Below are 11,957 nucleotides of genomic sequence, written 5' to 3'. Positions count from 1 at the left end.
TGTTTTTTTCGTACAGTTTATTCTGTACGAAGTTTTAATGCTGTATTCTTTTATTTTCTCTATATTACTCCCATTTACTTACCAACCATTGATTTTAAAAAAATTACATTTTGATGTAATCTTAATATAGCAGTGTTTTAGGAGGATTTTATGCTTGAATCTAACACAGAGGATTTGACCAAAAAAATTATTACGGAGTTCTCAAAAACAATTGAAATGTTTGGCTTTTCAACATTGGAAGCGAGACTATTTGTCTATTTGTATTTAGAACAAGCCCCAATGACTCTGGACGAAATGAGTGAAGCTATGGGGAAAAGCAAGACATCAATGAGCACAAGTATCCGAAGCTTGTCAGACTTTAATCTTGTTACACGTGTCTGGAAAAAAGGGGTTCGAAAAGATTTATATGAAGCGAATGAACAGATCTTTAAAACGTTTATGAATTCCTATCTGAGCAGGTGGATTGATGCTGCAAATCATCAAAAAGATTCCTTGAATAATATTAAGGAACAATTTGAGAACGCAAACATTCCCAGCTCTTCACTTAATAATCGTCTGTTAAATATCATTGAATTCCATCAGCAGCTGGAAAAGTCTTTACGTGAAATTAAACAGATTTGATTATCTTCTAAGCTCCGATTCTTTGCTTTCATTCAGCACTTCAATAAATGCATTCATTAAAGAAGGATAATGTCCTTCTTTTTTTAGTGCCAAAATTGTTGTATCCGGGTCCAGCTTTTCGTTTAGCATTCCGGCAAAATGAATAAGCAGCGGGGTGAAATCCAATAAACCTTCTTCCTTCTGTATTTCAAATTTTTCATTCAAATCAGCCAGGAGCTGTAGAAGCTGATTAAATTCCGCCTCCGTAATATTATTTTCGATCATCAGCTTAATCATTGGATATTGCTGCATATCAATTACTTTTGAAAGCAACTGCAAATGAAATGATGTTGTATCATTAATTTCCCCGTTCAACAAAATGACCTCCCTTAAAAAAACGCTTGCAAAACCCTTTAATACCGGCGTTCAAAGTGTATTTAAAATTTCATATAAAAACTTTTAAAAAACGGTTGATTTTCCTGTGAAAACATACTATTATTCTTGAGGGATTCAGATTTGAAACATGAACTGGAGGGATCAAAAATGAACTGTTGGAAATCCATTAATATTAATAAAGAATTCGGTTTAAATCGGTTATACTTGTTGTCATTTTTGATCAGTCTGGCTGCTTTTATATTTCTGTATATGCCCTTTTCCATGATACACGGCGAAACGGCAAATAAAGACTTTGGCATCATTCCGTTAATTATTGCTCTATTCAGTTTGCCAACGATTCATTCGCTCATGCATATTTTACCATTAATCATGATGAATAAGCGTGCGAAATTAATTTTTAAACGAAAAAATAAATGGTTTCCGATTGTAACCTATTATACTAAAAAACATTTAACAAAAAAAGCATCAATCGTGGTAGCCATGGCTCCGACGTTACTTCTGACGATTCCGGGATTGATGGGCAGTTTTCTTTTTGCCGACTATTACGTATATTTTCTAGTATTTACAGCTGTTCACATAGGATTTACGTTTACAGATTTCCTTTATGTGATCAATATATTGCAAGCACCGAAGCATTCCTATATTGAAAATTCCAACGATGAAATATCGATTCTGATCAAGGCACATGACTAAAAGACAGCCATCGGCAATTATTGCCGATGGCTGTCTTTATTTATTTCTTCTGCACAACCTATAATTTCGTGTAACTGTAAATAAGGACTAAAGATATACCTGAACATCCCGATATTGATTCAATTTAGGTCTGTTCATTATGGACAAGTTTTGATAAAGTATTAAATATGGATTATGTGGTATGCTTGATAAGGGGGTTTTGGAATGTCATTACTATTTCCGGTTTATGCAGTGTTTATTTTACTCATCTTTAATTCGCTGACACAGCAATTCTGCACAAAAATGGAAATGAAAGATAAGAAACAATCATCAGTATTCCGGGTCATTAATATTATGATACTCGTTCTGCTCATCTCTTCCTATGTTAAAGTGATGAATCAAATTACCTGATTGGAACGCTTTGGTTTACATTCGTTTTAACCAAAAATCTTTGTAAGGCAACTCAACAATTATATAAAAATAAAAGAAAAAAATTGGGAGTGTTCATGCATGAAAAAATTAATTGCCGCTGCAACAATTACAGCAGCCGTTTTCAGCCTTTCCGCCTGTTCATCCGGCGACAATTCGGAAGCCGTGGTAGAAACTGAAGCAGGTAAAGTAACCAAGGACCAATTTTATGAAGCAATGAAAGATCGTTATGGTGAGACTGTTCTTCGTGAACTGGTTACCATTGAAGTACTTGATGACAAGTATGATGTTTCCAAAGAAGACGTTGATAAAGAGGTTAATAAAGTAAAAGAACGTTTAGGGGATAATTTCGAAACGGTTTTAAAACAGCAAGGGTACAACAGTGAAGATGCTTTCCGGAACGTTATAAAATTGAGCCTGCTTCAGGAAGAAGCTGTCGCAGAGGAAATTAAAATATCTGACAAAGAATTAAAACAAAAATATGAACGGATGAAAACTGAGATTCAGGCATCGCATATTTTAGTCAAGGATAAAAAGACTGCTAAGGAAGTGGAAAAGAAGCTGAAAAATGGTGCTGACTTTGCCAAACTTGCAAAAGAATACTCCACAGATAAAGGCACAGCGAAAAAAGGCGGAAAACTGGGTTACTTCTCAACCGGTGATATGGTACCGGAATTTGAGGATGCTGCTTACAACCTGAAAAAGGGAGAAGTCAGTGATCCAGTCAAATCACAGTTCGGTTATCATATCATCAAAGTTACCGACAAAAGGGAAAAGAAAGAAGATATCGGATCCTTTAAAGAGAATAAAGATGACATCCGGCGTGATATTCTGAACAAGCGAATGGATGTCAACAAAGCACGGGAAAAAATAAATAATATCCTGCAGGACGCAGATATTGATGTAAAAATTGATGGTCTGGAAGATATGTTTAAACAGGATAAGAAAAAGCAAAACGCAAAAGGATAAAAATTACGGCTAGTTCACATATGTGGACTAGCCGCTTTTTTATTCAGAGCCATGCTGGTTTCGTTCCTTGCTGGATTTTTCTTCCCTAAGTTCTTCCAGCCGGTCCATGTATACTTTTCCTTCTTTTTCAATAAACTGATATTCCAGTTCCCGCTCAGCACGCATGGCTCGAAATGCCATGTATCCACTAATAAAAATGAAAATAATCATCAAAAATACCCACCAAGGCACTCCTAAAATCATGTTCTGCCCCCCTTGTCCATCTTATCTATCACAAATATATGACAGATGGGCACAAAACATGAATGAAAAGATTATTCCAGTCTTATTTCTCAAAAGTTGGTTTGTAAAATGATCGATTATCCATTGCAAATATACGCTCCGTAAACTCCCCGGGTTTTATTTTATCCAGGGAGCGGTTGAGCATGTTCATTTTGGCATCAATGAGGTCGATAAGGTGCAGAAGTTCTGCTTCACGGACAAGCGGAGGCTTCGGGCTGCCCCATTCCGCTTTTCCATGGTGACTCAATACCATATGCTGTAAAATCAAAACTTCTTCACTATCAATCTGCAGTTCTTTGGCCATTTGTCCAATTTCTTCAACCATCATTGGAATATGTCCAAGCAGTTTACCTTCAAGTGTATAGGAAGTTGTTATAATTCCGGACAACTCCTTCAATTTGCCGAGATCATGAAGAATGATTCCAGCATACAGCAAATCTCGGTTCAATTCGGGATATAGTTTGTGCAGCTCTTTTGCTACACTGAGCATGCTGACAATATGATGGGCAAGACCGGACACATAATTGTGGTGATTTTTCGTTGCAGCGGGATATGTCAATAACGCTTCCTGATATTTTTTAATAAATGCTCGTACAATCCGCTGAATTACCGGATTTTTCATCTCAAAAATAATCTCCGTTAACTTTCCCATCATTTCTTCTTTTTCAACGGGAGCTTTTTCCACAAAATCCGAAACTTTCACACCGTCAGTTGGCTGTGCAGGACGAATCGAAAGAATTTTCAGCTGTGCCCTTCCGCGAAACTGATTTACTTCACCGGATATTCGCACAATCTGTTCCCCGACAAACACTTCTTCATCCTCTTTTGACACATCCCAAAGCTTTGCATCGATTTCACCTGATGTATCACGCAGAATGAGTGTCAGAAACGGCTTCCCATTACTTGCCACTCCCCTTGTTGCTTCTTTGATCAAAATAAAGTTATCAAAGGCATCTCCGATATTGTGGTGACCTATCCCTTTTTTCATTCTGAATCCTCCCCGGGTATGAAAAAGGATTGACAAAAGAATCCCTATTTTTTATCTTGTGCCAACCACTTTCGCTCTGTTTTATTTATTATGTTTTGGTATATAATTAAAAATCTCACCGGATTCAATTACTTGAATAAACTTCATCAGCCATTCATAATAATTCCGGGCATAACGGAGCCGTTCAATATCATGCTGTATTTTTTCATGCAGCGTTTCGTCAGTGGAACGCTGTAAAATCTCCTCTAATTCCCAAATCGCCTCATCGGCTTCCTCAATATTTGTTTCCGTATGCTGACGCCAGCGATTTCCGTAAAGAGAGGTGAATGACTTATACCAGTCCTCTTCCGACTCGTATAGGTCTTTGCGGATTCCGCGCTTAAACGTAGATTCCACCATCTTCATTTCTGATAATGTACGGACACCGGTGGACATGCTTGTTTTGCTCATTTCAAGTGCGTCCCGCATATCATCAAGTGTCATCGGCTGATCAGAGAAGTACAACACTCCGTATAATCTGCCAACAGAAGGGGTAATACCGTACAATGTCATATTTTTGGCGATTACCTGAATGAACTTTTCAATTGTTTCTTCATATAACTCAATATCAGTTTTGGCATCTTTTTTTGGCAATGGAAGTCCCTCCACGTGCAGTTTTCTTCACGATATCCCACGCGATTTTATCTGAAAACAGTTTATCATTAATGACTAATTTATGCGAACAGAATTATTCAATTCCATGACATTTATTTCCTGTGCGGCTTCCGAAATATCTCTGTTGCATGTAAACAAGATAATTTGACGTGAATCCGAAATTTCCGTCAGTATGTCCATAAGCTGTTTTGTACGTACTGCATCGAAGTGCACAAAAGCATCATCTATAATGAAGGGCAATTTATGCTTTTCACTCATCACCTCGCCAATCGCCAGACGAAGTGATACATACAACTGATCAATTGTTCCTTTTGAAAGCTCACGGGCTGTATACCGTATTCCATCCTTCGCCTCCACTTGAAACGGTGTTGCACTGGATGGCAAATATACAGCATGATAATAATGATTTGTTATCTTTCCGAAATAAGTTTCCGTCCTTTCCATGACTTCATCCAAATATTTATTGCGATAATTACGTTTCGATTCGGCAAGCATTTCTTTGGCAGTTTTATATACAGACCATTCATGTGCCAGCTTTTTAAGTTGTTCTGATTCCATCGAAAACCGGTGCTGCAAATCTGATTGGGATTCGGATGATTCCATTCCGGAAAGTTCAGCATGGATTTCAGCCTGTTTCTGGCGTTTTTTATGAATAACTTCTTCAATGGAGGCGATATTACTTGCAGTTGATTCATATTCCCGCTCCAGATCTTCGTGCTGCACATTTCCTTCCAATAATGATTTCCGTTCCGCTTGCCCCATAAATGCGTGTAACTGCCTCATTTGCTGCCTGATTTTTTCCTCATTTTGCTGTTTCCCCTCCAACAGCTTCGATTTTTTCAAAAAATCTTCTTCATCAACTGCGCCGGCAATTGAAAATAATTCTTCTATACTCGAATGATAAACACGCATTTTTTGTGTCATCTGCTGCTGCTGCTCACGATTGTCTTTTATCCATTTTTCATACTGCGCGGCCAGGGTACATTTATCTTTATAGTCTTCCAAAACTTGTTCCATCTCGTGAAATTTCGTTTCCAGTGACTTTTTTGCCGATACCCAATTCGTTGTTTGATAAAACCCGTTTAACTGGTCATCCAAGTGCTGTATTTCTTTTGATAATTTCGTATACTGCTGCTCGGATAATTTCAGGTCGCGATAAATATTCAACACCGTTTTCAATTTAGTATACAGTTCCGGCCAAAAATCGGGGTCAACCTGCCTCAAAAAAGGATAATCTTCTTGTTGCATAGCAATTTGCTCTTCCATCCGTTCTCTCCGCCGTTCAAGGCCATGTTTTTTTTCATTCCACTGCAGCAGCGTAATATCCAAGTCACGCAGCTTGTCCTGAACGTTTGTTAATTCCTTTCTTAGTTGCTCCTGATTCGAAAGCACCCGCGCCGCCTCTTCTTTTTCCATATCACTAACCTGTACTGATGGCACCTCATTATTTGGTACAGTCGATTCCAATTCCACATTTGATTTATTTCCAAGCCACCACTGTAAAATACCAGGCAATGCTATTACTGCACCTATCAAATAAAACATCGTTTCTCCGGCCAGGGCACCGACAAGAACAAATATAATTGCAGCTGCAATACTTCCGGACAACCAAAGACGGGCCTGTTTTTCCTGATTTTCCTTCATCTTTTTCCAACTATTTTGCTGCTGGACTGCATCCTGTTTCATTTTTTCCATTAACTGCCGTTCTTTGTAAGCATTTAATTTGTTTTCCAATTCCGTTTGTTTCGATCCCGGTAAAAGGTTCTTTGTTAATTCGGATTCCTGTTCCTTAAGATGGTTACGGTTAGCTTTCATCTGCTTATTTGACTCATAAAGCTGCTCTGTTTCATTATCCAGTTGTTTTTTATTATCTTTCAATTGACTCCATGATTTTTCAAGATGAAATGGCAATGTCAAACCGGCCAGATCTGATTGGCCAATTCCAATTTGCAGCTGCTCCAATTCGATATCCAACTGAGATTCAAGCTTGCTGATTGAATCATGGCTTGCTTTCATGGATTGATTTATTTCCAGAAACAACTGCTCTTTTTTCAGTAGTTTATCGGCCTCCAAATATATATGTTTCTCATAAAAACCGGTGCGAATCGAGTTCAATTTTTCCTTATATTTTTTTTCATTAACCTGTAGAACTGATAATTCACTCTTTAGAGGCAGCAGTTCTGAATTTAAATCTTTCAGCCTTTCCGACCCATTTTCCGGAAATGGAATGGATTCCGGTAATTGGGTGAGATGGTTCCTGGTCTCCCGATATTCCTGTACAATTGGCAATGCCTGTTTTTGCCGCTCAATCCGGGTCAGCCTCCGTTTATCTTGCTGTACAGAATACTGCAGTTTTTCAATTTCCTCGGTCAGCTGATTTACTGCAGCTTGTTTTTCCCGATATGTTTCCTCCGAATTGGCATATGTCTTCAGGGATCTGTCGAGATCATCAAGTACCTGCAACTGTCGATTAATCTCAGGCTTCCTTCCACTGGGCTTAAATAAAGCGTCAATTTTACTGTCTAGTGCCCGTTCAATTGCATGTAGGTTAGCAGAAGCTGTAAGTCCGATTCCTAGTAATATTTCACCAACGTCTTCTTCCTTCATATCCTGTAATGCCGTTAAATCCATAGCGGAAAAGGTGAAAACTCTCTGATAGGCTGCATGGGTCATTCCAAATAAACGTTCCTGCAGCCACTTTTCATCAAAAGATTGACCATCAGGTGAATAGCATAGGGCAGCACCATTTCGTACGCCATCAATCCGTTCAATCGTAAACTCCCCTGCATCCTCGTCATACAATGTAAGCCTTCCACCCGTTTTCCCGCTTTTTTTTGGCCGGTAGAAAGCACGTTTTTTCGGTGGAAATCCAAAAAGCATAAACATTAAAAATTGCTGGATTGTTGATTTACCGGACTCATTATTACCATACAGACAAATAAATGGAGCAGTTGAAAGGTCAATCGTGACATCGGTCCATTTTCCAAAACCGTATATGTGTGCATGTTTGATTTCCACATTAATCCCCCCCATGCTTCAGCAGTTCATCAATCAACAGTTGTTTTGCCCTTTTTTTAATATCCTGTTTATCTTCCGCCTGCGGAGACTGTAAATATTTTCTGGCCAGCTTATTTCGATACAAATCCGTTAATTGATTCTGTATGTCTGTTGCATTAATATGTCTGATAACCTCACCAACAAAATGATGGCCCTTCGAAAGCTGTGATTCATCATACGATTTAGTCTTTTCCACCTGATAGTGATAAATCAGCTTCCAGCGGGACTGGTTGGAATTTGATTCATTGACAAGATCAATAACATCCGCAATATAACCATCATTTTCCCACCTTCCCAGCTTTTGATCACTATCCTTCAGATTCAACTGTAAAAGCTGTGGTGTATTACCAGGAAAATCATTTACTTCCTGCTGTAACTTCGTCTCTAATTGATGTGGATCTGTAAATTCCGCAGCATCGATATGGAGTTCATTAAACTGAATCGCCTGGAGCGGCACAAAATTCATCGTTGTACCTTCATCATTCATAACCACGTGGTAACAACCTTTTTCGCCGGATTCTTTTCGACTCCTCCCTTGAATATTTCCAGGATATACTACTGCCGGGCTTTCTTTCAGTACTTCCCGTACATGAATATGTCCAAGCGCCCAATAGTCAACGTTTTTCTCAACCAAATCACTAATATGAAAAGGTGCATACACATCATGGTCTGTGTTCGTATGTAAACTGCCGTGAAGCATCGCAATATGAAATGGAACGGAATCGTTCATAGGCTGATATTCAGAAACTTTATTTTCAGTCACTGACCTGTTTTCATAGCTGAACCCATAAATAGAGGCCATCTGCTTACCATTTTTTTCAAAAATAAAATCACGGACCTTTTCATCTGGAAAAACGCACACATTTTCCGGATATTCGATAGGATGAACATTTCCGTTGATGAAATCATGATTCCCGTAAGACAAATAAACGGCAATTTGCTCCCGCTGCAACTCCTCAAATGCCCGCTTTAACCTGACCTGGGCCTTCAAACTCTGCTTTTCATTATCGAATAAGTCACCAGTTATCAGAACAAAGTCAACCTGCCTGACAATTGCTGTTTGAACAAGTTTGGTTAATGCATCGAATGTACTTTTTCTGACTTCCTGAAAAATGTGCTCCGGTATGTGGGATAGGCCTTTGAACGGACTATCCAAATGCAAATCTGCTGCATGAATAAAAGTGATTTGTTCCGTCATTTGATTCGTCCCCTTCTCCTTCTGTACTTTCATCTTATCAGATAACAAAAACGAATGCACGTTCGACTAATGGTCAAAAAACAGCCTTTTATCAAACTTCCCACTATGAAATTTTTGTGGTACGTTAAATGTAATGATACAGAATTAATTCTTCGGGGAGGAATCTGGTTATGAAAACGTATAATTTGACGGTTTTTGATAAATCCGGTCAAAAACTGCTGGATGAATCATTTGAGGCCGCTAACAATGATGAAGCAAAAAAGGTAGGGCAGGCTCGGCTAGAAGAGGAAGGCTACAGTGAACATACACACCGCTGTGTCTCACCTGAAGCAAAACTGGTGCTGTTCCACCGTTAGTTCCAATTGTAAAAGGCAGTGGCAGATCCTTATTCCGCAAGCAGAGGATCTGCCACTTTTATATGGTTAAACTTTAAATTATATTACTTCCCTTTAAATACTGGTTTGCGTTTATCCAAAAAGGCACTGACTCCCTCTTGATGATCCTCGGTGTTGCGGAGATCCCATTGCGATTTCCGTTCAGACTCCAAGTAATATTGAAGTTCTTCCAGGTTTCGGTTATGATACATCATTTTTGTTTTCAGCATTGCAATATGCGGTTGACGCCTCATCTGCTCAGCCACCCTATTTGCATAATCAAGCGCGCTTTCCTTTGTCACAATATCAAACAATCCCATTGCTTTCGCCTCAGCACCGCTTACCTGACGCATTCCCCAAGTAAAATGCTTTGCTTTATGGGTTCCCATCCGTTCTTTCAGCCAGAAATGTCCTCCACCGTCAGGAGCAAGCCCAACCCCGGCAAACAGCATGCCTGCAGCCGCTTCTTCTTGTGCAACAACATAATCTGCTGTCAAGGCTATACTTAAACCAAGACCAACTGCCGATCCCTGGATGGCTGATATAACAATCTTCGGCATCATATATAACTTTACAACAACCGCTTCAATGGTTTTCATAACTTCCTCATAAAATTCTTTATCAGCGAAGTCAGTCATCATGCCGATATCACCGCCAGCACAAAAAGCATTCCCCTGACCGCTGAGAATAACTGTCCGATCATGATTTTTTTCCGCCTGTTCCAAAGCATCCAGAAGTTCTACAAGCATTTCCTTGTTCAACGCATTATACCGTTCCGCGCGATTTAACGTAATATATGTAATGTTATTTTTACTTTCATATTGTACAGTACGCATACCTGCATCCCCCTTACATATCTTAAATGCCAAAAAAAGCCCGTAACATGTTAGATACGAGCTGATAATTCATTATTCATTTGATTCGTTGTCAGGATTTCCGTAAAGTTCCTCCAAAGGTTTTGTAATAATACGGCTGACATCATTAATTACCACGTTCAGTCGCTGTTCCTCTTCCATCAGTTTGGAAATATCCTCATGCTGTTGAACCAGTTCAACAACCTGGCGTGCTTTTTCAACTTCCTTTTCCGTAATTTCCTGGCCTTGCATTTGCTTTTCTTGCAATTCCATTTGTGTGTTGCGGAAATTATCGAACATTTGCTTAGCAGATTCATCAGCCATTACAGCGTCGTAAGCGGATTTCAGGTTTTGAAACTCCTCGCTGCCGCGAATTGCCTTTTCCAAATCGTACGCGCTATCATAAATATTTGCCACGTTATGTCCTCCTTCAATATTCTAACTAAAACAACTATATCAGACGCAGGAAATCCTGTATACCCATATATGAAACGAGCGAAAGACTCAAAATCGGTTTTTCGATACAAAGTATACTGCTATAATGAAAAAAAGACTATGGAAAGAGGCAATTTTATGATTGAAAAACTCCGTAAAATTTATGATTCATTAATTTTTTTTGAAGATATATATCCGGAAGACACTGAAAACTACAATTGGTTCCTTACAAATGATCATGAACTCATCGGCATTGCCAAGGAAGAACTAAGTGAAAGGGACCTTTCTCTTCTGAATGCTCTTTTACGTCCATACCATATTACAACACCTGAGATGTCTGCCGAAGAAAAGAAATGGCATAGTCTGCTTCATTCCAATTATCCAATAACCATGGAGGCAGATTCATTTCGGTTTATTTATTTCTCTTTTTCCAGACACCAGCTTGAACCCGCATCTTTTAATGAAGCAATTCAGGCATTTTTTGCAAAACAGATACCAATCATCTGGACGAATGAACATGAAGGCATTATTGTAGAGACGGATCCGGATGAAGACCTTTCGTATGAACAAATCATCGATGTACTCATGAGTGACCTTTATGTGAAAATTAAGTTTATGATTGGGGCGCTCCATGATTCACTTGCCCATGCAAAAAAGTATTATGACATGCTCGTGCATGCGGCAGCAAGTACTTTTCCACATATAGAAAAAGCGGTTATTTCCCACACTGAGGCCATTCCCTATATAGTGCTGGACCAGGCAGACCCACAATTCCTTGAGGACACCGCATCACTTATTTTAGGGGAATTCAGAAACGATGAAGAACTTCTGAAAACGATTGAGATGTTTTTCAAGTGCAATTTGAATATTTCCGTTACTGCAAAAGAATTGTATATGCACAGAAACAGTCTGCAATACCGGCTGGACAAATTCACTGATAAAACCGGTATTGATATCAGACAGTTTCACGAAGCAATAACAGCATATCTCGCTATCCTCTCCATCAAAAAATAATGCCATGTTCCAAACATGCACAACGAAGTCTTTAA

14 protein-coding genes are annotated in these 11,957 nt (G+C 38.9%); 6 read left to right on the top strand and 8 right to left on the bottom strand.

The genetic code is table 11. From position 1 onward, the window contains the following. Positions 1–150: 150 nt before the first annotated feature. Positions 151–621, top strand: coding sequence for a GbsR/MarR family transcriptional regulator (locus tag B1K71_RS05470; protein WP_077324982.1), 471 nt, complete (start codon positions 151–153; stop codon positions 619–621). On the opposite strand, the gene B1K71_RS05465 is transcribed toward B1K71_RS05470, so the two are convergent. Next, complete coding sequence (locus tag B1K71_RS05465) at positions 622–975, bottom strand: DUF1878 family protein (protein WP_077324981.1); 354 nt, start codon at positions 973–975, stop codon at positions 622–624. Between the two features lie 168 nt (positions 976–1,143). Here B1K71_RS05465 and B1K71_RS05460 point away from each other — a divergent pair, with 168 nt between their 5' ends. From B1K71_RS05460 to B1K71_RS05450, 3 genes are all read left to right on the top strand, one after another. Further along, positions 1,144–1,689 carry a DUF3267 domain-containing protein gene (locus tag B1K71_RS05460; protein WP_077324980.1) on the top strand — a complete coding sequence of 182 codons (546 nt, stop codon included), beginning with the start codon at positions 1,144–1,146 and terminating at the stop codon, positions 1,687–1,689. Positions 1,690–1,893: 204 nt separating this feature from the next. After that, on the top strand, positions 1,894–2,079 hold the full coding sequence (locus B1K71_RS05455) for a hypothetical protein (RefSeq protein ID WP_077324979.1): 186 nt from the start codon (positions 1,894–1,896) through the stop codon (positions 2,077–2,079). Positions 2,080–2,178: 99 nt separating this feature from the next. Next, the gene (locus B1K71_RS05450; protein WP_077324978.1) at positions 2,179–3,066 is read left to right on the top strand and encodes a peptidylprolyl isomerase; all 888 of its coding nucleotides are present in this window, start codon (positions 2,179–2,181) and stop codon (positions 3,064–3,066) included. A gap of 39 nt (positions 3,067–3,105) precedes the next feature. Here the strand turns inward: B1K71_RS05450 and B1K71_RS05445 are convergent, their stop codons facing one another. From B1K71_RS05445 to B1K71_RS05425, 5 genes are all read right to left on the bottom strand, one after another. Continuing rightward, positions 3,106–3,309 (bottom strand): sporulation YhaL family protein, encoded by a 204-nt coding sequence (locus B1K71_RS05445; protein WP_077324977.1) that lies wholly within the window; start codon positions 3,307–3,309, stop codon positions 3,106–3,108. An 82-nt stretch (positions 3,310–3,391) separates the two neighbouring features. Further along, positions 3,392–4,336 carry a 3'-5' exoribonuclease YhaM gene (gene yhaM, locus B1K71_RS05440; RefSeq protein ID WP_077324976.1) on the bottom strand — a complete coding sequence of 315 codons (945 nt, stop codon included), beginning with the start codon at positions 4,334–4,336 and terminating at the stop codon, positions 3,392–3,394. 81 nt (positions 4,337–4,417) lie between these two features. Beyond that, complete coding sequence (locus B1K71_RS05435) at positions 4,418–4,969, bottom strand: GbsR/MarR family transcriptional regulator (RefSeq protein WP_077324975.1); 552 nt, start codon at positions 4,967–4,969, stop codon at positions 4,418–4,420. A gap of 75 nt (positions 4,970–5,044) precedes the next feature. After that, positions 5,045–8,008 carry an ATP-binding protein gene (locus B1K71_RS05430; RefSeq protein WP_175631841.1) on the bottom strand — a complete coding sequence of 988 codons (2,964 nt, stop codon included), beginning with the start codon at positions 8,006–8,008 and terminating at the stop codon, positions 5,045–5,047. 1 nt (position 8,009) lies between these two features. Then, positions 8,010–9,245 (bottom strand): metallophosphoesterase family protein, encoded by a 1,236-nt coding sequence (locus tag B1K71_RS05425; RefSeq protein ID WP_077324973.1) that lies wholly within the window; start codon positions 9,243–9,245, stop codon positions 8,010–8,012. 170 nt (positions 9,246–9,415) lie between these two features. Here B1K71_RS05425 and B1K71_RS05420 point away from each other — a divergent pair, with 170 nt between their 5' ends. After that, complete coding sequence (locus B1K71_RS05420; RefSeq protein WP_077324972.1) at positions 9,416–9,601, top strand: YhzD family protein; 186 nt, start codon at positions 9,416–9,418, stop codon at positions 9,599–9,601. An 83-nt stretch (positions 9,602–9,684) separates the two neighbouring features. Here B1K71_RS05420 and B1K71_RS05415 read toward each other — a convergent pair whose 3' ends face one another. Further along, positions 9,685–10,455, bottom strand: coding sequence for an enoyl-CoA hydratase-related protein (locus tag B1K71_RS05415; protein ID WP_077324971.1), 771 nt, complete (start codon positions 10,453–10,455; stop codon positions 9,685–9,687). Between the two features lie 72 nt (positions 10,456–10,527). Next, the gene (locus tag B1K71_RS05410) at positions 10,528–10,890 is read right to left on the bottom strand and encodes a YlbF family regulator (protein ID WP_077324970.1); all 363 of its coding nucleotides are present in this window, start codon (positions 10,888–10,890) and stop codon (positions 10,528–10,530) included. Positions 10,891–11,046: 156 nt separating this feature from the next. Between B1K71_RS05410 and B1K71_RS05405 the strand changes: the two genes are divergently transcribed. Beyond that, positions 11,047–11,922, top strand: a complete 876-nt coding sequence (locus B1K71_RS05405) for a PucR family transcriptional regulator (RefSeq protein ID WP_175631840.1) — start codon at positions 11,047–11,049, stop codon at positions 11,920–11,922. Positions 11,923–11,957: the final 35 nt, after the last annotated feature.

The sequence above is a fragment of the Virgibacillus siamensis genome (assembly GCF_900162695.1).
Lineage (GTDB): Bacteria > Bacillota > Bacilli > Bacillales > Amphibacillaceae > Lentibacillus > Lentibacillus siamensis_A.
Note: the sequence above shows the minus strand (reverse complement) of the source record. Positions and strands in the feature narration are given on the sequence as shown.

Excerpts from the sequence above, each read along its gene's own strand:
- B1K71_RS05470 (WP_077324982.1), top strand. The coding sequence starts at position 151 with ATGCTTGAATCTAACACAGAGGATTTGACCAAAAAAATTATTACGGAG.
- B1K71_RS05460 (WP_077324980.1), top strand. The coding sequence starts at position 1,144 with ATGAACTGTTGGAAATCCATTAATATTAATAAAGAATTCGGTTTAAAT.
- B1K71_RS05455 (WP_077324979.1), top strand. The coding sequence starts at position 1,894 with ATGTCATTACTATTTCCGGTTTATGCAGTGTTTATTTTACTCATCTTT.
- B1K71_RS05450 (WP_077324978.1), top strand. The coding sequence starts at position 2,179 with ATGAAAAAATTAATTGCCGCTGCAACAATTACAGCAGCCGTTTTCAGC.
- B1K71_RS05445 (WP_077324977.1), bottom strand. The coding sequence starts at position 3,309 with ATGATTTTAGGAGTGCCTTGGTGGGTATTTTTGATGATTATTTTCATT.
- yhaM (WP_077324976.1), bottom strand. The coding sequence starts at position 4,336 with ATGAAAAAAGGGATAGGTCACCACAATATCGGAGATGCCTTTGATAAC.
- B1K71_RS05425 (WP_077324973.1), bottom strand. The coding sequence starts at position 9,245 with ATGACGGAACAAATCACTTTTATTCATGCAGCAGATTTGCATTTGGAT.
- B1K71_RS05420 (WP_077324972.1), top strand. The coding sequence starts at position 9,416 with ATGAAAACGTATAATTTGACGGTTTTTGATAAATCCGGTCAAAAACTG.
- B1K71_RS05415 (WP_077324971.1), bottom strand. The coding sequence starts at position 10,455 with ATGCGTACTGTACAATATGAAAGTAAAAATAACATTACATATATTACG.
- B1K71_RS05405 (WP_175631840.1), top strand. The coding sequence starts at position 11,047 with ATGATTGAAAAACTCCGTAAAATTTATGATTCATTAATTTTTTTTGAA.